20 protein-coding genes are annotated in these 22,886 nt (G+C 72.1%); 11 read left to right on the forward strand and 9 right to left on the reverse strand.

Features of this window, described 5'->3' with window-relative positions; translation table 11 throughout:
* Positions 1–3: 3 nt before the first annotated feature.
* Positions 4–1,875: a PQQ-binding-like beta-propeller repeat protein gene (locus tag ACQP1N_RS29070; RefSeq protein WP_433227675.1), complete on the reverse strand. Its 1,872-nt coding sequence runs from the start codon at positions 1,873–1,875 to the stop codon at positions 4–6.
* Between the two features lie 138 nt (positions 1,876–2,013).
* On the opposite strand from ACQP1N_RS29070, the gene ACQP1N_RS29075 reads away from it, so the two are divergent.
* From ACQP1N_RS29075 to ACQP1N_RS29095, 5 genes are all read left to right on the forward strand, one after another.
* Positions 2,014–2,610: an HD domain-containing protein gene (locus ACQP1N_RS29075; protein WP_433227676.1), complete on the forward strand. Its 597-nt coding sequence runs from the start codon at positions 2,014–2,016 to the stop codon at positions 2,608–2,610.
* A gap of 31 nt (positions 2,611–2,641) precedes the next feature.
* The gene (locus ACQP1N_RS29080) at positions 2,642–3,139 is read left to right on the forward strand and encodes an SRPBCC family protein (protein WP_067801076.1); all 498 of its coding nucleotides are present in this window, start codon (positions 2,642–2,644) and stop codon (positions 3,137–3,139) included.
* A gap of 48 nt (positions 3,140–3,187) precedes the next feature.
* Positions 3,188–3,916 carry an acetoacetate decarboxylase family protein gene (locus ACQP1N_RS29085; RefSeq protein ID WP_242608619.1) on the forward strand — a complete coding sequence of 243 codons (729 nt, stop codon included), beginning with the start codon at positions 3,188–3,190 and terminating at the stop codon, positions 3,914–3,916.
* Positions 3,917–4,061: 145 nt separating this feature from the next.
* Positions 4,062–6,497, forward strand: a complete 2,436-nt coding sequence (locus tag ACQP1N_RS29090) for a HelD family protein (RefSeq protein WP_433227677.1) — start codon at positions 4,062–4,064, stop codon at positions 6,495–6,497.
* Between the two features lie 129 nt (positions 6,498–6,626).
* Positions 6,627–7,268, forward strand: coding sequence for a TetR/AcrR family transcriptional regulator (locus ACQP1N_RS29095; RefSeq protein ID WP_067801081.1), 642 nt, complete (start codon positions 6,627–6,629; stop codon positions 7,266–7,268).
* A gap of 30 nt (positions 7,269–7,298) precedes the next feature.
* Here ACQP1N_RS29095 and ACQP1N_RS29100 read toward each other — a convergent pair whose 3' ends face one another.
* The 4 genes from ACQP1N_RS29100 to ACQP1N_RS29115 all read right to left on the reverse strand — a co-directional run bounded on the left by ACQP1N_RS29100 (position 7,299) and on the right by ACQP1N_RS29115 (position 10,941).
* A complete protein-coding gene (locus tag ACQP1N_RS29100) occupies positions 7,299–8,153 on the reverse strand; it encodes a glycosyltransferase family 2 protein (protein WP_067801084.1) in 855 nt (284 codons plus the stop codon).
* A gap of 95 nt (positions 8,154–8,248) precedes the next feature.
* Positions 8,249–9,100, reverse strand: coding sequence for a CDP-alcohol phosphatidyltransferase family protein (locus ACQP1N_RS29105; protein WP_433227678.1), 852 nt, complete (start codon positions 9,098–9,100; stop codon positions 8,249–8,251).
* On the reverse strand, positions 9,090–10,163 hold the full coding sequence (locus tag ACQP1N_RS29110) for an iron-containing alcohol dehydrogenase family protein (RefSeq protein WP_067801087.1): 1,074 nt from the start codon (positions 10,161–10,163) through the stop codon (positions 9,090–9,092). Before ACQP1N_RS29110 ends, ACQP1N_RS29105 begins: the two co-directional genes overlap by 11 nt.
* 46 nt (positions 10,164–10,209) lie before the next feature.
* Complete coding sequence (locus tag ACQP1N_RS29115; protein WP_433232837.1) at positions 10,210–10,941, reverse strand: sugar phosphate nucleotidyltransferase; 732 nt, start codon at positions 10,939–10,941, stop codon at positions 10,210–10,212.
* Positions 10,942–11,312: 371 nt separating this feature from the next.
* On the opposite strand from ACQP1N_RS29115, the gene ispD reads away from it, so the two are divergent.
* Positions 11,313–12,014 carry a 2-C-methyl-D-erythritol 4-phosphate cytidylyltransferase gene (gene ispD / locus ACQP1N_RS29120; protein ID WP_067801090.1) on the forward strand — a complete coding sequence of 234 codons (702 nt, stop codon included), beginning with the start codon at positions 11,313–11,315 and terminating at the stop codon, positions 12,012–12,014.
* Positions 12,011–12,760 carry a glycerophosphodiester phosphodiesterase gene (locus ACQP1N_RS29125; RefSeq protein WP_067801093.1) on the forward strand — a complete coding sequence of 250 codons (750 nt, stop codon included), beginning with the start codon at positions 12,011–12,013 and terminating at the stop codon, positions 12,758–12,760. Before ispD ends, ACQP1N_RS29125 begins: the two co-directional genes overlap by 4 nt.
* Positions 12,761–12,763: 3 nt before the next feature.
* Here ACQP1N_RS29125 and ACQP1N_RS29130 read toward each other — a convergent pair whose 3' ends face one another.
* Positions 12,764–13,504 (reverse strand): hypothetical protein, encoded by a 741-nt coding sequence (locus tag ACQP1N_RS29130; protein WP_433227679.1) that lies wholly within the window; start codon positions 13,502–13,504, stop codon positions 12,764–12,766.
* Between the two features lie 125 nt (positions 13,505–13,629).
* On the reverse strand, positions 13,630–14,682 hold the full coding sequence (locus tag ACQP1N_RS29135; RefSeq protein ID WP_131732393.1) for a glycosyltransferase family 2 protein: 1,053 nt from the start codon (positions 14,680–14,682) through the stop codon (positions 13,630–13,632).
* 270 nt (positions 14,683–14,952) lie between these two features.
* Between ACQP1N_RS29135 and ACQP1N_RS29140 the strand changes: the two genes are divergently transcribed.
* Positions 14,953–16,620 (forward strand): LCP family protein, encoded by a 1,668-nt coding sequence (locus ACQP1N_RS29140; protein ID WP_067807356.1) that lies wholly within the window; start codon positions 14,953–14,955, stop codon positions 16,618–16,620.
* Positions 16,621–16,670: 50 nt separating this feature from the next.
* The gene (locus tag ACQP1N_RS29145) at positions 16,671–17,501 is read left to right on the forward strand and encodes a thioesterase family protein (protein ID WP_067807359.1); all 831 of its coding nucleotides are present in this window, start codon (positions 16,671–16,673) and stop codon (positions 17,499–17,501) included.
* A gap of 150 nt (positions 17,502–17,651) precedes the next feature.
* Here ACQP1N_RS29145 and ACQP1N_RS29150 read toward each other — a convergent pair whose 3' ends face one another.
* The gene (locus ACQP1N_RS29150) at positions 17,652–18,080 is read right to left on the reverse strand and encodes a hypothetical protein (RefSeq protein WP_067807364.1); all 429 of its coding nucleotides are present in this window, start codon (positions 18,078–18,080) and stop codon (positions 17,652–17,654) included.
* A 1,191-nt stretch (positions 18,081–19,271) separates the two neighbouring features.
* On the opposite strand from ACQP1N_RS29150, the gene ACQP1N_RS29155 reads away from it, so the two are divergent.
* Positions 19,272–20,210 carry a DUF5996 family protein gene (locus tag ACQP1N_RS29155; protein ID WP_433227680.1) on the forward strand — a complete coding sequence of 313 codons (939 nt, stop codon included), beginning with the start codon at positions 19,272–19,274 and terminating at the stop codon, positions 20,208–20,210.
* Positions 20,211–20,235: 25 nt separating this feature from the next.
* Here the strand turns inward: ACQP1N_RS29155 and ACQP1N_RS29160 are convergent, their stop codons facing one another.
* Positions 20,236–21,405 (reverse strand): acyl-CoA dehydrogenase family protein, encoded by a 1,170-nt coding sequence (locus tag ACQP1N_RS29160; RefSeq protein WP_433232840.1) that lies wholly within the window; start codon positions 21,403–21,405, stop codon positions 20,236–20,238.
* A gap of 174 nt (positions 21,406–21,579) precedes the next feature.
* On the opposite strand from ACQP1N_RS29160, the gene ACQP1N_RS29165 reads away from it, so the two are divergent.
* Positions 21,580–22,854, forward strand: coding sequence for a UDP-glucose dehydrogenase family protein (locus ACQP1N_RS29165; RefSeq protein ID WP_067804760.1), 1,275 nt, complete (start codon positions 21,580–21,582; stop codon positions 22,852–22,854).
* The last annotated feature ends 32 nt before the right edge of the window (positions 22,855–22,886 follow it).

Here is a 22,886-nt window from a genome sequence, read left to right on the forward strand (position 1 = left end):
CGGTCAGGCCGGGTGGCGCAGCCGGTACGCGACGGCCCGGGCGATGCGGGCCGCGGCACCCGGCGGGCGGTTCGCCTCCACCACCAGGACGTACCGGCCGACCCGCAACGCGATCATGCCCGCGGTCGGGCCGATCTCGTACGCCTCGTCGCCGCCGATGTCACGGCGCCGCCGGGCCTGCGCCTGCGTGGCCTGCAGGGCGTCCAGCATCCGGGACGCCGCCTCGTGCGTCTCGGCCACCCAGCGGACGCTGAGGGTGAGGCCCCGCACGGGCGGATCGGCGTCCTCCTCCGTGCTCCCGGGCGGCTCGGCCCCGGCCGACTCCGACGCCATCGGCTTCGGCGCCGGGCGCCTGCCGCCGCCGTCCCCGGACGCGCGGCCCTTGCGGTGCGGCTCGTACGTGCACGACACGGGGTGCGGCAGCCCGACCGATCCGGCGGAGGCGCGGCTCGGCTCGGCGGCATAGCCGGTCATCCGCGCCGCCGCCAGGTCGGGTTTGGTGAGCAGCGCGCAGGCGTCCGGCCAGTCCGCGACGGGCACGCCGCCGAGTTCGGGCGGGCCGGTGCCGGTGAGCCCGCCGCGCAGCACGACCAGCCGCGCCGCGCCGTCCGGGCGGGGCGCCGCCTGCGCGACGGCCACGTACAGCAGCCCGCCCGCCGCCGCCAGCCACGGCCGGACGCCCGGGAGGTCCGGGTCCATCGGGAACGGCGCGGGCGCGGTCGTGGTGCCGCCGTCGCCCGGTGCCACGATGTCGACGCCGGCCGGCAGCAGGCTCTCCGACAGCCGGGGGCGCAGCGCGAAGATCTGCCCGCCGGCCTGCGCAAGCGCCGCGTACGCGGGGACGTCGCGGCCCCATTCGACCCGCCCGGACGACACGTCCACCGCCTCCATGCGGGTGGCGTCGGAACGGGACCCCTCCGGGTGGTAGACGATCACGAGCCGGCCCGGCGTCAGCACACCCGGGCACATCAGGTCGCCGCACACCCCGTCGCCCTTCCAGACGCCGAACCGGCCGCCGTTCTCGCGGAACGCGCGCAGCGCCGTGCCGTCGGAGGCGAGCGTGACCCCGTCCAGCATCGACACCTCGGGCGACTCCCCGGAGCCGAGGCGCTCGTCCCAGCGGACGGTGCCCTTCGCCGGGTCGACCGCGAGCAGCCGGCTGCGCCGCCGCCCCTCCTCCCGGCAGTCCAGGCCGAACGCGGCGAGCGTCTCCCGGCCGTCGGAGGGGTGCGCGCCGCCCTCGAACAGCCGGCAGCCGTGCGGCAGCGCCAGCCGCCACACCCGGTTCCCGGTCACCGCGGAGACGCCGAACAGCGTCCGGTGGGGCTCGTCGGTGGTGAGCAGGACGTCGGATCCGGCGGGCCAGCGCAGCGTCGTGCGGGACACCGCGGCGGGCCGCTCCCCCTCCCGCCGCCACAGCAGCCCGCCGGACAGCGCGTCGAACGCGACCATCGCCCGGGCACCGCGGTCGCCGTCCCGCTCGAAGTGGGCGACGAGCCGGGACCGGGTGGAGGTCCAGCCGAGCAGCGTCCAGCCGGACCTGCGGTAGCTCCAGCGGTCGCCGCCGGTCCGCGCGTCCCGCACCTCCAGGCCGCGGCCGGACGCGGTCACGACCTGCCCCTGCGCGACCTCGTAGGCGACGCCGTCGTAGCCGGCCACGGCTCCGTGGTGCGTGCGCGTCGTCCGCTCCCAGCTGACCGCGAGCGGCCCCGGCGGCGGCCCCACCTCGCTCTGCGGCCTGACGGGCTCGCCGGTCACAGTGTGCCGCACCTGCCACCATTCGGCGCGCAGGACGCACCTGTCGACGAGCACGACGCACAGCGCCACGGCGACCGCCGCGGAGACCAGCCCGAGCGCGACGCGGACCCTGCCCACGGACTCCGGTCGGCCACCAGGCCGCTGCCGGCTCCCGACCACGACCGCGCCGCCTCCCCTCCGCTGAATACCGTGTACCTGGACGACACCCACCATGCCGTGTGCATGGACGCCCGCGCGACAGAACGGAGAGGAACCGTGGAGCTCTTCACCCGCTGGCACACCTGGGACACGGCCCGCGCGGACATCACCGCGTCCGCCGCCCCCCTCGACGCGGACGCCCTGGACAGGGCCGTGGCCGCCGCCCGGCGCTGGCACGGCGACCAGCAGCGTCCCACGGGCGCCCCCTACCTGGAACATCTGCTGGAGGCCCTCGAAGTCCTGGTCCGCGGGGCCGGGGTGACCGCGCCCGCCGTCCTGACCGCCGCGATCCTGCACGACGTCGTCGAGGACACCCCGGCGACCCTGCCGGACGTGGAGGCCGAGTTCGGCCCGGAGGTCACCGAACTCGTCGACTGGGTCACCAAGCCGCCCGCACCCGGCGCCGGACGCCAGGCGAAACGCGCCGCCAAGGCCGCCTACCTGCGCCGCCTGGGGGACGCCCCGCCCGAGGCGATCCTGGTGAAACTCGCCGACCGCGTCAGCAACGTCCAGACCCTCGACAGGATGCCCCTGGACTTCCAGCGCCGCTACTACGCCGAGACCCTGACCTACATCATCCCTCTGGCCGACCCCCACCCCTGGTTCAGCACCTGGTACGCCTCCTGGCGGACCCGCTTCGCCCACCTGTTGTGACCGGACGGTCATGGAATGGGAGGATGCGGCCATGGAGCGCGAGTGGGTCGTTGAGGAGAGCGTGGCCGTCTCCGCCGGAAGCGAGGCGGTCTACGCGGCGGTCGCGGACCTGCGGCGGATGGGCGAGTGGAGCCCCGAGGTGTTCGCCGTCCTGGTGCGCGGGCGGACGATCGCGCCGGGGACGCGGTTCATCGGGTTCAACCGGATCGGGTGGCGTGTGTGGTTCACCACATGCCAGGTGACCTCGGCCGTGCCGGGCAAGGCGTTCGCGTTCCGGGTGTCGAGTTTCGGCATGCCGGTGGCCCTGTGGGGCTACCGCGTCGAGGACGTCTCGGACGACCCGTCCACGCCCCGGACGCGGCTCACCGAGTACTGGGAGGACCTGCGCCGCGACAACCGCGGCGCCGCGTTCGTCTCGCTGCTCGGCAAGGTCTTCACCGGCGTCCCGGCGCAGGGGCGCGCCGCCGTGAACCGCGCGGGCATGCGCGCCACGCTCGACCGCGTCCGGACGGCCGTGGAGAAGGGCTGAGACCACCGGTTCTTGGAAGTAAAACGAGAACCTGTTCTACTGAGTGGTGTGACGAGCACCGTGCATGCGATCCAGGGCAGGCGCGTCGCGCTGCCGGTACGGATCCGCGACGCCGCCGTGGCGTCGGCGATGTTCGCCGTGCCCGCCCGTGCCGCACAGGCCGTCATCGCCTACTCCGGGCTGGACGTCGCCGAGCCGCTGCCCGGCCGGGCGATCTGCTCGCTGGCGTTCGTCCGGTACACCGACGGGGACCTCGGCCGGTACCACGAGTTCGCCGTCGCGTTCCTGGTGCGCCCGCCCGGTACGGCGCCCGCCGGGCCGCTCGGGCGGCTGCGCGGCATCGGGGCGTTCATCCACTGGCTGCCGGTCGACCAAGAGTTCACGCTGGAGGCCGGCCGGTCGATCTGGGGGTTCCCCAAGGAGATCGCCGACATTCCCCTGAACCTGGCGGGGCGGGTGAAGCGGTGCGCGGTCCGGTTCGGCGGACGCACGGCGATCGAGATGGCGGTGAGGCCGGGCGTGCCGATGCCGGGCGTCACCGCCGCGCCGGAGGTCGCGGCCTACTCGTGCATGGACGGTGTCACCCGCCGGACACCATGGACGCTCACACCGTCCGCCGTCCGGGCTCGTCCGGGCGGCGCGAAGGTCTTCCTGGGTGACCACCCGGTGGCGGAGGAGCTGCGCGGGCTGGGGCTCGATCGGGCGCGGGCGCTGGGCAGCGGCACGGCCCGGCACGTGGAGATGGTCTTCGAAGGCGCCGAGGAGGTGCGCCGGTGAGGCGGACGGCGCCCGGCACGGACGCCTTCTCTTCGCCCGGATGTCCGCTCCGCGCCGAACCCGGGCGGAGCGCATAAGCTGTCTCCTCCGCCCCTTCGGGTGCCGGGAACGTCCCCGGCGCGAACACGTGCGAGGAGCAACCTGCATGTCGTCCCAGGTCACCGGGCGGCCGACCGGCCCCGGCGGCACGGTGAAGGATCAAGAGATCGCCGTCGAGCAGCGCTATGTCGACCTGGCCTACACGCGCCTGGAGGAGATGCGCGCGGACGCCCAGGCCATGATCCGCGAGGGCTACCGGCAGTCGCTCGCCGGCACCAAGGGCTCGCTCGTGGACCGGGACGCGATGGTCCACCAGGCGGCCCTGCGCGCCCAGGCGCTCGACGTGGCCGACGACGGCCTGGTGTTCGGCCGGCTCGACCTGGCGTCCCGCGAGGTCCGCTACATCGGCAAGATCGGCGTGCGGACCAGCGAGCACGACTCCCTCGTGATCGACTGGCGGGCGCCCGCCGCCGAGGACTTCTACCGCGCCACCCCCGAGGACCCGCGCGGCGTCGTCCGCCGCCGCGTCCTGCACTCGCGCGGGCACACGGTGATCGACCTGGAGGACGACCTGCTCGACCCGGAGGCCGCCGACGGGATGACGGTCGTCGGCGACGGCGCGTTCCTCGCCTCGCTCGCCCGCACCCGCGAGGGCGCGATGCGCGACATCGTCGCGACGATCCAGCGGGAGCAGGACGAGGTGATCCGCGCGCCCGCCGACGGGACGGTCCTGGTGCGCGGCGCGCCCGGCACCGGCAAGACGGCCGTCGCGCTGCACCGCGTCGCCTACCTGCTGTTCCGGCATCGGCGCCGGTTCGGGTCGCGCGGCGTCCTCGTGGTGGGCCCCAACCGCCGCTTCACCGCCTACATCGAGCGGGTGCTGCCGTCGCTCGGCGAGGGCTCGGCGACGCTGCGCTCACTCGGCGACCTGGTCGACGGCGGCACCGCGACCGTCCACGACACGCCCCGGCTGGCCCGCGTCAAGGGGGCGGACGCGATGGCGGCGGTCCTGCGGCGCGCCGTCGGCGACCACGCGCCGGGCGCCCCCGACGAACTGCGCGTCGTGTTCAAGGGCGTCGTCGTCACGCTCGGCCGGACCCGGCTCGACCGGATCAGGAACGACGTCCACCGGCGCAGCCGCGGCAGCGTCAACGCGGCCCGCGGCCGGGCCGCCGAGATGCTCCTGGACGCCCTCTGGGCCCGCTTCAACGACGTCGGCGGACCGGAGGCGGCCGAGGCCGAGGAGGGCGCCGAGACGGGCCTGTGGAACGCGATCCTGGCCGCCGACGGCCTCGCCTCCCTCGACGAGGAGCCCCGGCAGGGCAGGCAGAACGGCGACCCGAAGCGCGCCCAGTTCGACGCCCGGGTCCGCGAGCAGCGCTCGTTCACCGACTTCCTCGTCGCCTGGTGGCCGATCCGCCGGCCGCTGGAGGTGCTGCGCTCGCTCGGCGACCCGTCCCGGCTGCGCCGCGCCGCCGGCCGCGACCTCGACCGCGCCGACATCGAGCCGCTCGCCGCGTCCTGGGCCGGGGACGACGCGCCGCTCAGCTACCAGGACGTCGCGCTCCTGGACGAGCTCGACGCGCTGCTCGGCTCGCCGCCCCGGCCGTCCCGCCGCCGCAAGGCCCCCTCCGAGGACGACCCGTTCGTCGTGGACGGCGTCAACATCCTCACCGGCGAGGAGGTCGTGGACGAGACGTGGGAGCCGGAGATGCAGGAGCTGACCACCTCCATCGAGCGGCTGGAGCGGGCACGCCGGGTGGACGACGGGGTGGTGGAGGAACGTCCCGAATACGCCCACATCGTGGTGGACGAGGCGCAGGACCTCTCCCCCATGCAGTGGCGGATGCTCGGCCGCCGCGGCCGCCACGCCAGCTGGACCATCGTGGAGGACCCGGCCCAGAGCGCCTGGGAGGACCTCGACGCCGCCCGGCGGGCCATGGAGAGCGCCCTCGGCGGCGAGAAGCCCGCACGGGGCCGCCGCCGCACCCGCACCCGCAAGCCCGCGCCCCGCACCCGGCACGAGTACGAACTCACCACGAACTACCGCAACTCCACCGAGATCGCCGCGGTGTCGGCCCGCGTGCTCGCCCGCGCCCTGCCCGACGCCCGCCCCGCCCGCGCCGTCCGCACTTCCGGAATAGACCCGATCATCCGCCTCGTCCCCGAACCCGACCTCCCCGCCGCCGCCCGCGCGCAGACCGAACGGCTCCTCACCCAGGTCGAAGGCACGATCGGCGTGATCGTCCCCCTCTCCCCGGACGAATCCGGCGTGACCGCCGCGTCCGGCGGAACCGTGGCGTGGACGGAGCGGGAGCGGGAGCGGCTCGGAGAAGGGCTGCCCGAGCGCGTGCAGGTACTGGACGTCCTGGAAGCCAAGGGCCTGGAGTTCGACGCCGCCGTGATCCTGGCGCCGGAGACCGTCGCCGCGCAGTCACCGCGCGGGCTGCGCGTCCTGTACGTGGCGGTGTCCCGCGCGACCCAGCGGCTGACCGTCCTCACCGCCGACCCGCAGTGGCGCGACACGCTGCTGGCCGATTGAACACCGGCCGAACTGCACCCTCGGCTGATCCGCCGAAGGCGTAGCCGCCGCACGAGGGGGAGAGCCGCCCGCCCGCGAGAGTTAGGCTGACGAGGCCCCCTTTCGCACGCACGGGTGAACGGAGATCCGATGAGCGGCCGGAACCCCGCGCCCAAGCGCAGTTACGGCGGCCGCTCGGCGGAGGAACGCCGGGCCGAGCGGCGGGAAAGGCTGCTGGCCGCCGGGCTCGAACTGTTCGGGACGCGCGGCTACGCGGCGACGTCCATCGAGCGGCTGTGCGCGACGGCGAACGTCTCGACCCGCAACTTCTACGAGGAGTTCTCCGGACGCGAGGAACTCCTCACCACCCTGCACAGCACCATCAACGAACGCGCGGCGCAGGCCCTCGCCGCCGCCTACGCCGAGGCGGCGGACGCCGATCTCCGGGCCCGCGTCGGACGCGCCGTCCACGCGTTCGTCACCGTCACGGCAAGCGACCCCCGCTGGGCCCGCATCGCGTTCGTCGAGGTCATCGGCGTCAGCGCCGGGCTGGAGCGGCACCGTTTCCGCTGGCGCGCCCGGTGGGAGGACGCCCTGATCGAGATGGTCCGCGAGGCCGTCGGCCGCGGCGAGGCCATCGACCGCGACTACCGGCTCACCATGATCGCCATCATCGGCGCGGTCAACAACCTCGTCCACCACTGGTCCGCCCGCGACCAGGACATCCCCCTGGACGACATCACCGCCGAACTGACGAGGCTCATCTGCGTCTCCCTCGGCGTCAGGCCCTAGAACACCTTCCCTCCACGGGCCCTTCGCGGGTCAGATGATGGGGGGACGTCCCGTGCGGGTCATGCGCCAGGCGGTGCGGTAGGAGATGGGGCGGCGGGGACCGGCGGGTTTGCGCCAGCCCTCCACGAAGCCCCTGAACCACGGCTTGAGGGCGCCCGGCCTGCGTTCGCGCAGGACGGTCATGCCGACCCACACGGCGAGGTAGGTGAGCGCCAGCGGCCACGGGAGGTTGCGGCGGGCCAGCCAGACGCGGTTGCGGGCGTTGTAGCGGTAGAACATGTCGTGCCGCGTCGGCAGGACGGCGGGGTGGAACATGACCGCGGACGCGTCGTAGACGATGCGGTAGCCGGCGTTGAGGATCTGCCAGGCGAGGTCTGTCTCCTCGTGGGCGTAGAAGAAGTCCTCCGGGAGGCCGCCGCCGGCATCGAACGCGGTACGGCGGATCGCGCAGGCGCCACCCAGGAACGTGGTCACCGCGGACGAGCGTTCCGGGTCGCCGGCGCGCAGCCGCGGAACGTGCCGGCGTTCACCGCGCCCGCCCTCGGGGTCGCGGACGCGGAACGAGACGACGCCGAGGTCCGGTTCGGCGGAGAACCGGTCGCGCAGGTGCACGCCGAGGCGGGTGGAGCGGTACCAGCCGTCGTCGTCCAGGAACAGGATCACATCGCCGCTGGACGCCTCCACACCCCGGTTGCGTCCCGCCGGGATGCCGACGTTCGCGGGCAGGCGGATCAGTACCACGCGCTTGTCTTCGAAGACCGGGTCATCCCCTGGTGACCAGTCGCCCGCGACACCGTTACCGACGAGCACGACCTCGACGTCGACATGTTCCTGGTCGAGGACGCTGCGAACCGCACGAGCCAATTCCGCAGGCCGATTGCCCATGGTCAAGACCACGACTGACAGCGGAACATCCCCGCTTGCGCGGGGCCCAAGATCTTGCTCTCGCGGGTCCACAGCGTCCCCGTCTACGAAGGATTTCACTTCAGCCTCCGGGAGGCCAGGATGCTGACCAGGTGGAGCAGGGTCTGCAGCACCGCGACGGCGGCCACCGCGACCGTCAGGACGCGGACCGCGGCCGGGGTGGCGGTGCCGAGCACGGTGTCGATCACGGCCGCCGCGACGATCAGCAGGGAGAGTTCGACCGCACCGATGATCCGGTGGAAGCGCAGCATGGACACGGCCTGCCGGGCGAGCGCGATGCCGGTGGAGCGGGGACGCAGCGCCCGGTCGCCGCCGGACGGGTCGGCGGGCAGCCCCGACTTGGCCCGCGCGACGACCACGTTGTCGGTCTCCGCCTTGATCAGCGCGGCACCGAGCGCGGCGAGGAGACCGAGCTCCACCCAGCCGCCGTTCTCCCAGCCGCCCTGGGCCATGAACCCGAGCCCGACGAGCAGCGACACCTCGGACAGGTAGTGCCCGATGCGGTCGAGGAACACCCCCGCCACCGACGTCTGCCTCAGATAGCGGGCGACCTCACCGTCCACGCAGTCGAGCAGCAGGTAGACCTGGATGAGGACGGCACCGCCGATCGCGGTCCACAGCTCGGTGACGGGCAGCGACACGACGACGCCCGCGACGACGCCGCTGAGCATCATCAGGTAGGTGAGCTGGTTCGGGCTGAGGCCGAGCCGCAGCGCGATCCACGCGAAGTAGGGGGACAGGTCCCGCATGTAGAGGCGGCCGGCCCAGTGCTCCTCGTTGCGCCGGTCCTTCAGGCCGGGCGGCTGCCCGTACCGGCGGATGTCGGCGACCTTCGCGCCCTTGCGGTGCGGACGGTGGTCGCCTGGAGGTTCCGCGGAGTCGCTCTGCCCGGGGAGTTCAGCCCCCATGGGCCTGGACATACTCTTCCACCGCCTTGCGGGTCTCGTCCTTGTCGAGGCTGAGATATTCCAAGATCGTGTAGCGGCCCGGCCGGGTCTGCGGCGCGTACAGCACGGCCTCGGCGAACTGGTCGACCGTCAGCCCGATGTCGCCGGGCAGCCGGGGCAGGTCGTGCCGGCCGAGGCAGGTGAGGACCTCGCGCAGCCGGTCCTCACCCGTCCCGAGGCGGGTCGCGCGCAGGTGGTAGCAGAACGCGGTGCCGATCCCGGCCAGCTCGCCGTGGTTGGCGGTGCCCGGGTACAGGTGGTCGATGGCGTGCAGGATCTCGTGGTCGCCGCCGCTCGCGGGACGCGAGTCGCCCGCGAACGCCATCGACATCCCCGACAGCACCAGGCTCTCGGCGAGGACGGTCAGGAACCGGTCGGACTCGATCGACTCCGGTTGGTGCAGCAGCGCCTCGGCGGCGGTGCGCGCCACGGTGAGCGCCATCCGGTCGACCCGCTCGCCGCACTCCTGCGCCGCGAGCAGCCAGTCGTCCACGGCGGAGAAGTTGCTCAGCACGTCCCCGATCCCGGCGCGGACGAGCCGTTCGGGCGCGGCGCGCACGTAGTCGAGGTCGACGATCATCGCGAGCGGCATCACCACGCCGAACGAGCCCTTGCCGCCGTCGTGGACGAGCGAGGCGACCGGCGAGCAGATCCCGTCGTGGGACAGGTTCGTCGCGACCGACACCATCGGGATGCCCGACAGCGTCGCCGCGTACTTGGTCGCGTCGATCGTCCGGCCGCCGCCGATCCCGACGACGGCCTCGTACGACCCGGCGCGCAGCTTGGCCGCCAGCGCGACGGCCGCGTCCACGGTGCCGCCCTCGACCTGGTACACCTCGCAGGCCGACAGCGACGGCCTGACATGCTCGGCGATCTGGTCGCCCTGGCCGGGACCGACCGCGATCGCCACCCTCCCCTCGGTGACGATGCGCCGGTCGGCGAGCAGCTCGCCGAGGGCCGCGACGGCACCGCGCCGCACATCGATGGAGAGCGGCGCGTTGAGCATCCGCGTCAGCAGGGGCATGTGCCTCCTCGCTCGGGTCGTCCCGCGTTTGCCGGCCCGGACGGCGTCAGTAGCCCTTGGCGATCCGGCGGGCCTTCTCCAGGTCGTCGTGGTTGTCGACCTCGACCCACTCGACCTCGCCGATCGGCGCGACGCCGATGCGTCCGCCGCGGTTCACGTGCTCCTGGTAGCCGTCCTCGTAGTACAGGTCGGGGTCGCGCTCCCAGGTGGCCTTGAGGGCGTCCGCCAGCGGCCCGGCGACGGCGGGTTCGATCAGGGTGGCGCCGATGTACTCGCCGTTCGCGGTGAACGGGTCCATCAGCTTGGTAATGGTCTTCAGGTGGCCCTCCCCGTCGAGGATGACCTTCATCTCCTCGTCGGCAAGGGTCTTCACATCGTCCACGGCAAGGAGGATGTCCGGTCCGCGGTTCGCCAGCAGCGTCTTCTCGACGCTCACCGGATGGACCGTGTCGCCGTTGACCATGAGGACGCCCTTGGAGAAGTGCTCCCGGGCCAGCCACATGGAGTAGGCGTTGTTCCACTCCTCGGCCTTGTCGTTGTGAACCAGCGTGATGCTCACGCCGTACCGTTCCTCAAGGGCGGCCTTGCGGTCCTCGACGGCGCCCGCGCAGTAGCCGACGACGATGACGACGTCGGTCAGCCCGACCTCGGCGAGGTTGCGGAGGGCGATGTCCAGGATGGTGGTCTCGCCGTCCACCGGAACCAGGGCCTTGGGGAGGGTGTCGGTGTAGGGCCGCAGCCTCCGGCCCGCACCCGCCGCCAGCACCATGCCGATCATGCTTCCTCTTTCTCCAAGGTCGACTACCACGCCGCCGCCACCGCGACCGATCCGTGCCCGCGCGACGACGCTCCCGCCGCCGGGCAGGACGCCACCGTAGGCGGCCGGCGCGGCGTACGCGAACGGGAGCGGGCCGAGCCCCTCGCGGGCACGGTGCACGACATCGTCGTGGCGGAGCGCGAGGACCGTGACCGGCACGTGGCCGAGCGGCGCCGATACCGCCTGTGCGAACCCGCACGGCGAGGTAACCATACTCGATCCCGCGCGCTGGGGGCGGGATCGAGCCGCTCCCGCGGCCCGCCCCGGGAACCGTCCGGTACGTTGAGCGTGGCCGGGTGCCCGGAACGGATTGTCGGGGAGACCGAAGAGACATGGCGACGCGGACGGTGGCGGTGGTCCTCGCCGGCGGGGTCGGCGAACGCATGGGCGCCGGACGCCCCAAGCAGCTCGTGGAGGTCGGCGGGCGGCCCATCCTGGCGCACGCGATCGGCGCGTTCGACGCGCATCCCGGCATCGACGAGATCATCGTCGTGATGGCGGCCGGGCATCTGCGGGACGCCGCCGCGATCGCCGCGCCGTTCCGCAAGACGGCCGCCGTGATCGAAGGCGGCGACACCCGCACCGCCTCCACGGTCGCGGCGCTGCGCGTGCTGGACGGACGTCCGGACGACGTCCGCGTCCTGTTCCACGACGCGGCCCGCCCGTTCGTCGACCGCCCGACCATCGACCGCGTGCTGGACGCGCTGGACGCGCACGAGGCCGTCGCGGTGGGCATCCCGTCGTCCGACACGATCGTCGTGGTGGAGGACGGCCTGGTCGTCTCGATGCCGCCGCGGGCGGCACTGAGCCGGTTCCAGACCCCGCAGGGCTTCCGGCTCGGCACGATCCGCAAGGCGTACGAGCTGGCGCTCGCCGACCCGGATCTGCGGGCCACCGACGACTGCGGGATCGTGCACCGCTACCTGCCGGGCGTCCCCATCCGGGTCGTCGAGGGCAGCGAGCGCAACCTCAAGGTCACCCAGCCCCTCGACGCCGTCATCGCCGAACATCTCGCCACCGAGGTGAACCCTTGATCTTCGCGAACACCCCCACGGTCATCGGCCATCGCGGCTACGGGTCGGGCGATCTCACGCCGCCCGGCGCCGCGGCCCCGGTCGCCGAGAACACGCTGCCGTCCATGCTGGCCGCCGTCGAGGCGGGCCTGTCGTGGGTCGAGATCGACGTGACGCGCACCGCCGACGACCACCTCGTCCTGCGGCACGACCCGACGACCGCGACCGGCGACCACCTGGTCGACCTGCCCGCCACGGCGAGCGGCCTGCCCCTGCTCACCGAGATCTTCGACGCGCTGCCGGCCGACGTGGCGGTGGACGTGGACGTCAAGACCGTCCTGGAGGACGCGCTGGACGAGCCGTCCCGCCGCACCGGCGCGCTGCTCGTCCCGGTGCTGAAACGGGAGGCGAGGCGGCGTCCGCTGCTCGTCACCTCGTTCGACCCGTCGCTGCTGACGTTCCTGCGCGAGGAGCTGCCGGGCGTCCCGCTGGGACTGCTGACGTGGCTGCGGTTCCCGCTGTGGCACGCCGTCCCGGCCGCCGCCGGCCTCGGCCTGGACGTCGTCGCCGTCCACACCGGGTCGTGCGGCATCGACCACCCCGACACGCGGCTGCGTCCGCTGGAGCGCTGCGTGGACGTGGCGCACAAGGCGGGCCTGGAGACGGTCGCCTGGTGCCCGTCGGCGCAGGCGGCGCCGGCCTACGCGGCCGCCGGGTTCGACGCGATGGTGGTCAACGACGTCCCCGGCGTCCTCGCGGCCGTCTGAGGGCTACTCCTTACCGCCGTACACCCGCGTCCACTCGCCGGGCCCGTCGTCGTCCGGGCCGCTGTCGATGGACGGCTCGGGCTTGCTCTCCCCGCGCGGCGGCGCGGGAGATCCGGCCGGGAGCGGAGGCGGATTGGACGCGGCGGGCGGAGCGGGCGGCGCACCGTACTGCGGCGCCCCCTGCCACGACGGGCTCTGCACCGGCGGCGCCTGCGGCGCTCCCATGGGCGCCGGAGCGCCTGGCATGGGCGGCGGGCCCATCGGCGCGGGCGGCGGCCCGCCGAAGGCCGGCGCGGCACCGGCGGCGGCGCGGGCCCTCCACCGCGACGGCGCCAGCGACGCCACGAGGAGCAGCACGCCGAGCAGGAAGAAGACACCGGACGGCCCGAGCATCGCGTAGCCGCGGTCCAGATCCCTCGGCAGGACGCCGACACCGGGATGGCTCAGCGCCCAGCGCGGGGAGAGGAACCAGATGACCCCGATGACCGTGTACACGGCCCCGGGGACGAGTGAGGCGACCGGCGACAGCCGGGAACCCGCCGCGAGGCCGAGCAGGACCATCGCCACCAGGAAGACCGCGATGGTGATCCACAGCTCTTTCCCGTGATAGCCCTGGAACCTCGCGAGGGTGTAGGCGTAGATCATCCTCAGCTTGGATCCGCCGTACAGCAGGCACAGGGCGGTGACCGGCGTCAGGACGAGGCCGGTCAGCACACCGAGGCCATGGCGCGCTCCGTTGGACATGGTCACCCTCCCGGGCTCGGGGGCGGCGGGCAGATCCCGCCAAACCTAATCCCGGGACTGACGGGAGCGCACGCCGGTTCGAGGCGGAATGTGTCCTCTGCCCGCTACCGGACAGCCCCCGCCCGCTACTGGACGGACTCGCCGGGTTTGGCCGGGGCGGGCTGGCCGAGCCGCGGCGGGCTGGTCAGGAAGCCGACGCCCCACGTCACGTGCATGGTGGCGAACACCAGCGGCAGCCGCATCCAGGCCGCCGGCGGCAGCCCGCGGCCCTCCACGGCCGCGCCCGCGACCATCAGGGCCGCGTACCCGCCCGGCAGGATCCAGCCCGGCCAGAACCCGAACAGCCCGGCGGCCGCGCCCGCCGCCATCGCGACCACGGCGATCGGCGGCGCGAGGTAGCGCAGGCTCAGCGTCCCCTGGTGCTCGCGTCCGACGACGCGCCGCCAGCGCCCGGTGTGGAAGTACTGCTTGGCGAGCGCCCGCAGGTTGGGACGCGGGCGGTAGGTGACGCGCATCCGCGGGGTGAAGTAGACCCGGCCGCCGGTCTGCCGGATGCGGTGGTTCATCTCCCAGTCCTGGGCGCGGGTGAACGTCTCGTCGTAGCCGCCGACCCGGTCCAGCGCGCTGCGGCGGAACGTCCCGAGGTAGACGGTTTCGACCTCGCCCGCCTCGCCGCCGGTGTGGAACCGGGCGTTGCCGACGCCGAGCTTGGACGTCATCGCGCACGCCACGGCCTTCTCGAACGGGGTGATGCCCTCGGCCGCCATGATCCCGCCGACGTTGTCGGCGCCGGTCTCCTCCATCGTCTCGACGGCGGCCCGGACGTAGTCGGCGGGGAGCAGCGAGTGCCCGTCCACCCGGACGATGATCGAGTACTGCGAGGCCTTGATCGCGATGTTGAGGCCCTGCGGGGTGCGCCCGGTCGGGTTGGCGACGACGAGGACGCGCGGGTCCCCGGCGGCGAGCTCGCGGGCGATCTGCTCGGTGCGGTCACGGGACGGCCCGACCGCGAGCACGAGCTCCAGCTCGCCGGGGTACTCCTGGCTGAGGATGCCGCGCACGGCGTCGGCGAGGTGACGCTCCTCGTTGAGGACCGGCATCACCACCGATACCGCGGGCCAGGTGCGTTCACCGGAGTCGGGACGGGTCTTCACGGCGTACCGGGTTTCCTGGTTCATGGCGCGATGGGCATGGGGAGACGAATTCATGTGGGCTCGCGGACGCACGCCGTCCGGAGACCGGAGGCGGGCGCCCCTTCCTCTCTCTTGCTCGCTTGCCTGACGCAGCCCACGCCACCCAGGTTCGCGTGCGGGCCGCCGGGGTGTGGTCAAGACGGCGCCACGTTACTGCAAGGACACGAGCTCCAGGTAGCCAACGGACGGGTGTCCCCCACTTTAGAGTGGTGGGGACTCGCGGCAGGACGTGATCTTCGGGAGGCGGCGGCCGGCATGGCAGACGGGCACGACTCGGGTCGCGGCGACCGGCGCTCGCCGGAGTCCGATCCGCTGGAGCGCTATTTCCGGCCGCGTCCGGGCTCCCACGCGGCGGCGGACGACGGTGACGCGGGCATCGAGGGCGTGACGATCGACGGGGTGCCCGCGCCGCGGGTGGCGGTGGAGAGCCCGCGCGGCCCGCGCCGTCCCGGCCGGACGCTCAGCCCGCGGGCCGCGATGAGCGCCCGCCGGCAGAAGCGCTTCCTGACCCTGACCGGGACGATGTCGGCGTTCGTGCTGCTGACCTCGGGCGGCGCATGGGCGTTCCAGAACTACGTCACCGGCATGATCGACAAGGTGTCGGTCGGCGGGCTCGGCAAGGGCAAGGACGCCCCGAAGGGCGCGATGACGATCCTGGTCGCGGGCGTCGACCGGCGCGAGGGCCTGACGAAGGCGCAGCAGAAGGCGGCGAGGCTGGGGCACGAGGCCGGCGAGCGCTCGGACACGATGCTGCTGGTGCACGTGTCCCGCGACCACGAGAGCGTGTCGGTGGTGAGCCTGCCGCGCGACTCCTACGTCACGATCCCGGCGCACAGGTCGAACGGGTCGGAGGGCGCGAAGGGGGCGCGGGTTCCGGCCCGTGCGGGCAAGCTGACCTGGGCGTACCAGTTCGGCGGCCCCGACCTCACCGTCAACACCATCAAGAGCGTGACGGGCATGTCCATCGACCACTACGTCGAGGTGAACTTCTACGGGTTCGTGCACATGGTGGACGCGCTGGGCGGCGTGGACGTCTGCACCGAGCAGGCGGTGAACGACCCCAAGAGCGGGTTGAGGCTCCCGGCGGGCAAGTCGCACGTGGACGGCTTGAAGGCGCTCGCGTTCGCCCGGGCCCGCTACACGCTGACCGGCGGCAGCGACCTCGGCCGCATCGACCGGCAGCAGCAGTTCATGGCGGCGATGCTGAAGCAGGCGCTGTCGACGAAGACGCTCGGTGACCCGGTGAAGTCGACGAAGTTCCTGAACGCGGCGCTGAAGTCGCTGCGCGTCGACGAGAAGCTGGCCGACAACCTGCCGAAGCTCGCCGACCAGATGAAGGACCTGTCGACGGACGACCTCACGTTCTCGAAGGTGCCGCTGTCCAATCCGGACTACAACGTCGTCCTGTGGAACGCGCCGAACCCGCAGTCGACCGTCCAGTGGGACCGGGACAAGGCGCGCGACCTGTTCAGGAGGCTCCAGCGGGACGAGTCGCTGGCGCAGCCCACCGCGAAGCCGAGCGCCACCCCGACGGACAAGCCCGAGGACGAGCCGGCGGTGCCGCCGGAGGACGTCTCCGTCCGCGTCCTGAACGCGATCGGCACCCCCGGCCTCGCGACGAAGGCGGGCGGCCAGCTGCGGGACCTCGGCTTCAAGGTGACGGTCGTGCCGGGCGTGGCGCGGCGCGGCCTGCAGACCACGCAGATCCGGTACGGGACCGGCAAGGAGGACGCCGCCAAGACGCTCGCCGCCGCGATCCCGGGCGCCAAGCTGAAGAAGGTGTCGTCGCTGGGGTCACGTGTGCAGGTCATGGTCGGCGCGAACTGGGACGGCGTGAAGAAGGTGAAGTCGGCCCCGAGCACGTCGCCGCCCGCGTCCCCCCCGATCGAGACGGGCACGGCGACATCGAAGCTCTGCACCTGACCGGCCCCGCCCTGGAATAAAGTTCCGGTCATGGACGTGGGAGGGGCCGCATGAGCGGGGACGCGCCCGCCGAGGCGTTCTACGAGCCGCGCGGGGACGGCCGGTTCACCAGCACACCCGCCACCGCCGGCCCCTGGTCACCGGACCTGCAGCACGGCGGCCCGGTGTCGGCCCTGCTCGGACGGGCCTTCGAGCGGCACGCCCCCGTTCCCGGCACCCGGGTGGCACGGGTGACGGTCGAGATCCTGAGCCCGGTCCCCGTGGCCCCGCTGGAGGTGAACGTCCGGATCATCCGCCCCGGCAGGAGGGTCGCCCTGCTCGAAGGCGAGATCACCCATGAGGGACGCCCGGTGGTCCGCGCCTCCGCCTGGCGGATCATGATGGCCCCGTCCCACCTCGAACCGGTCGTGCACGCCCCCGCCCCGCCGTCCCTCCCCGAGTCGACACCACCGTTCGGTGCTTGGGGCGACCTCCACGTGGACGGCTACCTGGCCGCGATGGAGTGGCGGATGACCGACGGCGGCTTCGACCGGCCGGGCCCTGGCACGACATGGGCACGCCCCCGCATCCCCCTGGTCACCGGCGAGACCGACACGCCCCTCACCCGGATCCTGACCCTGGCCGACAGCGCATCCGGGGTGGGCAGCCAACTCGACCTGTCCAAGTGGCTGATCATCAACACCGACCTGACCGTGGCCCTGCATCGCGACCCGGTCGGCGAATGGCTGTGCATGGCCGCGTCCCTGGAAGCCGGCCCCGGCGGCAGCGCCCTGTGCCAGGCGACCCTGGCGGACCAGTCGGGCGAGTTCGGCCGCGCCCTGCAAACCCTCCTCGTAGACGAACGCCCTGACTCTTGCGACCAACGATGTGCGACCGGATGACTCGCACAGCATCTCGGTCTTGGTAGGCGTGCCGCCGCTGGGGCGATCGCACCACGAGGCACGGCCGCCGGGGCGGCGGAAGCCCTCTCCGCCGTATCCGGAATGGAGGGCTTCCGCCGCTACCGCTTCGCAGGACGCTTTCCCCGCGTATCAGATTCCCTTACCGCAATGCCAGGAGGAATCTGTAGAGAGTTGGATGCAGACTCGCGCCTTGTAACCGCGGTGGTCGTAGTGCCAGCCGGTGTTGGCCTGGGTGCCGTCATGCACGTAGTAATAGTCTGATATCATCTCGTAGCTTCCGCCGTTGTGCTTGCGTTCCAGCTTCATCCAGCATGCGGCGCTGGACGAGTAGACGAGCCCCTGGGCGTACCAGCGCCCCTTGATCTTCTTCGTGTTCATCCAGCCCTTGCAGGGGCCGCGATAGACGACGGAGCCGGGCTCGTAGCCCTTGGCCTGAATCGGCGCGCTGCGCTGATTCGACGCGATGGGCGCGGTCTCGGCCATTGCCGCCGGAGCGAAAGCCCCGGCGGTCACGGCCGCGGCGATGACCGCGAAGGCGGTTCGGTGAACGATCTGCATTTTGTTCCTTCCTGTTCTTGCGCCGCACCTCTGTATCGGCGGCGCGCATGAGATCCGTCTCGCTCTTTTCGCAGAGCGCGTTCGAGGTGATCGTGAGGCCGCTTCCCGTGCGCGCGGGCAGGGCTTGGAGGTGAGTGAACGTTTCCATCCGCCGGACCTGACCGATGATCAGTGGACGGGGCCATCTCCGATGGCCGTGATCCGCTGGGCCGTCATCGGCCCGATGGTCCGCCGCATCCCCCGTGACCATCCCGCACCGGGCCGGACCTCACCCGTTGGAATGCGTCCGATGAGCTGCGCGCTCACCTGAAACGCTCCCTTTGCGTCCGTGCCCATCTGTCGGCGGAGATCTGTCCGCGCCAGCAGATGATCTACCAGTGCGCGTTTCCGGCGCTGCCGGCCGGGTTCTTGACTTCCCCGTAATTGCGGCTCTCGGCGACCACGGCCCTCACGGACGTCGGCCCGGAATTCGGTGGCGGCGTCGCCATGGAACTCTGGGCACGGTAGTGATCATGAAGATCTTCACGGGAACTGATGTCGCGGCGAGCCGCGCCGGGTGAATCCTGAGATCGGACACCCTGTTTCCTCTTCTCCCTGTCCGCAATTATGCGGGGTGAAGGCCGAATCTCTGCGGCGGGGTTCCCTTCACCATTGGTTCACGATATTCACCGATCGGGCGACAGGACGCAAGACCAATCCAGTAATTTTTGCGATGCGCTCTGTAACGGTTGTCAAATTTGGAGTTCACTGCGCGGTCATAACCAAGACCAAGGCCCATTGCCCGGCATCCTCGCAGTTCAGTGGCTCCCGGTGTGCGGCTGCCGGAGGCTGGAGAGATCCGCACCGAACGCCGAATCGGCGGCCGGATGGGGTCTTGGGATTCTTATTGATGCTCCCGAGGCGCTGATCGCGTCCCATGACGAGGATGCCTGCGGCCGTCCCTGGATCGCCGCGTTGCCGGAACCGGTCAACGACCTCCTCGACCGGTGGTCAATGCGGCCGGGCCGCGCTCATGGGGCGGCGATGGCGTGGTCCGCCCGCTCGACCGCGCCCCGGGCACCGGGAGCGCGTCGGCGGGTGACGGCCTCGTTGGAGGAGCGGCGCAGAAGTGCCGCAGTCTTTTCTCCGGGTCGGCGTTGCCGAGGCGGATCACGGGCATGCCCAGGAAGGTTCCGGCTGAGGGGGATGGCGGTGGAACGACAGGCATGGCCGCGGCTGCGGGTCGCCGACTGGCAGGAGACCCGCGACACGCTGCACATGTGGACGCAGATCGTCGGGAAGATCCGGCTGGCGCACGCGCCGCTGGTGAACCACTGGTGGCAGGTGACGCTGTATGTCAGTCCGCGCGGGCTGACGACGTCCACCGTCCCTTACGGCACGGGCGCGTTCGACATCGAGTTCGACTTCGTCGACCATCGGCTGCGGATGCGCACCAGCGACGGCGGCGTGCGGGGGTTCGGGCTCCAGCCCATGCCGGTGGCGGAGTTCCACGCCCGGACGATGGGCCTCCTGGACGAGCTCGGCGTCAGCACGCGCATCCAGGGACATCCGAACGAGGTCGAACCCGCGATCCCGTTCGCGGAGGACGACCGGCACGCCGCCTACGACGCCGGGGCGGCGCACCTTTTCTGGCGGCAGCTCCTGCAGGCATCGCGGGTGCTGGGCGAGTTCCGGTCACGCTTCGCCGGCAAGGTCAGTCCCGTGCATTTCTTCTGGGGCTCCATGGATCTGGCCTGCACCCGGTTCTCCGGACGGGACGCGCCCGAGCATCCGGGCGGCGCGCCGAACTGCGGTGACTGGGTGATGGTCGAGGCGTATTCGCAGGAGCTCAGCAGCTGCGGATTCTGGCCTGGTGGAGGCGAGGAGGGCGCCTTCTACGCCTACGCCTATCCCGAACCCGACGGATTCGCCGGCCAGCGGGTGGGTCCGTCCGCCGCCTTCTACAGCCGTGAGAACGGACAGTTCCTCCTGCCCTACGAGGCGGTGCGCACGGCACCGGACCCCGACGGCGACCTGCTCGAATTCCTGCAGAGCACCTACGAGGCCGCGGCCGGTCCGGGCCGCTGGGACCGCGCCGCGCTGGAGTCCGACCCCGCGAGATGGGCCCACAGAACCCACCGGCCGCTCTGAGGGGAGTCCCCCGGCCCTCCCCTCACTACTTGAGGAGTTGGCGGGCGATGACCATGCGCTGGATCTGGTTGGTGCCCTCGTAGATCTGGGTGATCTTGGCGTCGCGCATCATCCGCTCCACCGGGAACTCCCGCGTATACCCATAACCCCCCAGAAGCTGAACCGCGTCGGTGGTGACGTCCATCGCCACATCCGAGGCCAGCGCCTTGCACGCCGACGACACCAACGTCAGATCCGCGACCCTCTCCCCCCGCATCGCCCGCTCGGACTTGACCGCGGCGTGATAGGTCAACTGCCGCGCCCCCTCCAACCGCATCGCCATGTCGGCCAGCATGAACTGCACCCCCTGAAAATCGGCGACCGGCCTACCGAACTGCCGGCGCTGCCTCACATACCCCAGCGCGAAGTCCAGCGCCCCCTGCGCGATCCCCAGCGCCTGCGCGGCGATCGTGATGCGCGTATGGTCCAGCGTGGCCAGCGCGGTCTTGAACCCGCCGCCCTCGGCGCCGATGATCCGATCGGCCGGGATCCGGGTGTCATCGAAGATCACCTGCCGGGTCGGAGACCCCTTGATGCCCAGCTTGCGCTCCTTGGCCCCAAACGACACCCCCGGATCCGACATCTCCACCACGAACGCCGAGATCCCCCGCGCCCCCGCCGCCGGATCGGTCACCGCCATCACCGTGTAGTACTGCGACACCCCCGCATTGGTGATCCACATCTTGGCGCCGTTGAGCACCCAGGCATCCCCGTCACGCACCGCACGGGTCTTCATCCCCGCCGCGTCCGACCCCGCATCGGCCTCCGACAACGCATAGGAGAACATCGCCTCCCCCCGCGCCACCGGCGGCAGATAGGCGTCCTTGAGCTCCGCCGACCCGGCCAGCAGCACCGGCACCGTGCCCAGCTTGTTCACCGCCGGGATCAGCGAGGACGACCCGCACACCCGGGCCACCTCCTCGATCACGATCACCGTGGCCAGCGCGTCCGCCCCCGCACCCCCGTACGATTCGGGCACGTGCACCGCATGCAGGTCATTGGCGACCAGGCTCTCCAGCGCCTCCTGCGGGAACCGGGACTCCTCATCCACCTCCGCCGCGAAAGGAGCGATCTTGGCCTCGGCCAGCTCACGCACCGTACGCCGCAGCAGCTCATGCTCCTCAGACGGCGCATACGTGGGAAAATCAGAACTCATACCGCAAATGCTACCCGCCAGTAGGGCTTGGCGGACGGCCCAGGTCCCCGCCTGCAACGGGCACGTGTCCAACGAGGCCGCACGCCGGCGACGGCGAATCGAAGGGAGCACGCCTTGACCTACCGGCTGACGGTCATCGGAACCGGGTACCTCGGCGCCACCCACGCGGCCTGCATGGCCGACCTGGGGTTCGAGGTGCTCGGGCTCGACGTGGACGCGGAGCGGATCGCCCGGCTCTCCGCCGGTGACCTGCCGTTCTACGAGCCGGGGCTGGAGCCCGTGCTGCGCCGGGGGCTGGAGACGGGACGGCTGCGGTTCACCACGTCCTACAAGGAGGCCGCGGAGTTCGGCGACGTCCACTTCCTGTGCGTGGGGACGCCGCAGAAGTCCGGGGAGTACGCCGCCGACCTGAGTTACGTGAACGACGCGATCGCGTCGCTGGGGCCGCTGCTGCACCGGCCCTGCCTGATCGTGGGGAAGTCCACCGTGCCGGTGGGGACGGCCGGCCTGCTGGCCGAGACGCTCGCCAGGATCTCGCCGGTGGGCGGCGACGCCGTGCTCGCGTGGAACCCCGAGTTCCTGCGCGAGGGGTTCGCCGTCCAGGACACCCTGCACCCCGACCGGATCGTGGCCGGGCTGCCCGGTGAGCAGGGCGCGGCCGAGCACGCGGAGAAGGTGCTCCGGGAGATCTACCGGACGATGATCGCGGAGGGGACGCCCTTCATCACCGCCGATTTCCCGACGGCGGAGCTCGTGAAGGTGTCGGCCAACGCGTTCCTCGCGACCAAGATCTCTTTCATCAACGCCATGGCGGAGGTCTGCGAGGCCGCGCACGCCGATGTGACGAAGCTCTCCGAGGCGCTGTCCTACGACGACCGCATCGGCGGCAAGTTCCTCGGCCCCGGGCTCGGTTTCGGCGGCGGCTGCCTGCCCAAGGACATCCGGGCGTTCATGGCGCGGGCCGGCGAGCTCGGCGCCGACCAGGCGCTCACCTTCCTGCGCGAGGTCGACGAGATCAACATCCGGCGGCGCATCCGGATGGTGGACCTCGCCCGGCAGCTGCTCGGCGGCTCGTTCGCCGGGCGGACGGTCGGCGTCCTCGGCGCGGCCTTCAAGCCGAACTCCGACGACGTCCGCGACTCCCCCGCGCTGGACGTGGCCGCGTCCATAAGGGCCCAGGGCGCCAAGGTGACGGTGTACGACCCGCAGGCCATGCGGAACGCGCGCCGCGCCCAGCCGACGCTGGAGTACGGCGAGTCGACCCTGTCCGCGGCCCGGGGCGCGCATGTCGTCCTGCTGCTGACCGAGTGGGCGGAGTTCCGGGCCATGGACCCGTCCGAACTCGCGGAGGCCGTCGCCGAGCGCAACATCGTGGACGGGCGCAACGCCCTCGACCCCGAGCGGTGGCGCGCGGCCGGCTGGAACTACCGGGCCCTCGGACGTCCCTGACCCCGCGGGGAAGCAAAGGATCACAAAAGCTG

It is taken from the genome of Actinomadura formosensis, assembly GCF_050948385.1.
Lineage (GTDB): Bacteria > Actinomycetota > Actinomycetes > Streptosporangiales > Streptosporangiaceae > Spirillospora > Spirillospora formosensis.

What these genes read in the sequence shown, in the direction of transcription:
- ACQP1N_RS29090 (WP_433227677.1), top strand. Translation starts at nt 4,062, where the DNA reads ATGTCGTCCCAGGTCACCGGGCGGCCGACCGGCCCCGGCGGCACGGTG.
- ACQP1N_RS29150 (WP_067807364.1), bottom strand. Translation starts at nt 18,080, where the DNA reads ATGCAGATCGTTCACCGAACCGCCTTCGCGGTCATCGCCGCGGCCGTG.
- ACQP1N_RS29095 (WP_067801081.1), top strand. Translation starts at nt 6,627, where the DNA reads ATGAGCGGCCGGAACCCCGCGCCCAAGCGCAGTTACGGCGGCCGCTCG.
- ACQP1N_RS29160 (WP_433232840.1), bottom strand. Translation starts at nt 21,405, where the DNA reads ATGAGTTCTGATTTTCCCACGTATGCGCCGTCTGAGGAGCATGAGCTG.
- ACQP1N_RS29140 (WP_067807356.1), top strand. Translation starts at nt 14,953, where the DNA reads ATGGCAGACGGGCACGACTCGGGTCGCGGCGACCGGCGCTCGCCGGAG.
- ACQP1N_RS29105 (WP_433227678.1), bottom strand. Translation starts at nt 9,100, where the DNA reads ATGGGGGCTGAACTCCCCGGGCAGAGCGACTCCGCGGAACCTCCAGGC.
- ACQP1N_RS29135 (WP_131732393.1), bottom strand. Translation starts at nt 14,682, where the DNA reads ATGAACCAGGAAACCCGGTACGCCGTGAAGACCCGTCCCGACTCCGGT.
- ACQP1N_RS29130 (WP_433227679.1), bottom strand. Translation starts at nt 13,504, where the DNA reads ATGTCCAACGGAGCGCGCCATGGCCTCGGTGTGCTGACCGGCCTCGTC.
- ACQP1N_RS29115 (WP_433232837.1), bottom strand. Translation starts at nt 10,941, where the DNA reads ATGATCGGCATGGTGCTGGCGGCGGGTGCGGGCCGGAGGCTGCGGCCC.
- ACQP1N_RS29145 (WP_067807359.1), top strand. Translation starts at nt 16,671, where the DNA reads ATGAGCGGGGACGCGCCCGCCGAGGCGTTCTACGAGCCGCGCGGGGAC.
- ACQP1N_RS29165 (WP_067804760.1), top strand. Translation starts at nt 21,580, where the DNA reads ATGGCCGACCTGGGGTTCGAGGTGCTCGGGCTCGACGTGGACGCGGAG.
- ispD (WP_067801090.1), top strand. Translation starts at nt 11,313, where the DNA reads ATGGCGACGCGGACGGTGGCGGTGGTCCTCGCCGGCGGGGTCGGCGAA.
- ACQP1N_RS29080 (WP_067801076.1), top strand. Translation starts at nt 2,642, where the DNA reads ATGGAGCGCGAGTGGGTCGTTGAGGAGAGCGTGGCCGTCTCCGCCGGA.
- ACQP1N_RS29100 (WP_067801084.1), bottom strand. Translation starts at nt 8,153, where the DNA reads ATGGGCAATCGGCCTGCGGAATTGGCTCGTGCGGTTCGCAGCGTCCTC.
- ACQP1N_RS29110 (WP_067801087.1), bottom strand. Translation starts at nt 10,163, where the DNA reads ATGCCCCTGCTGACGCGGATGCTCAACGCGCCGCTCTCCATCGATGTG.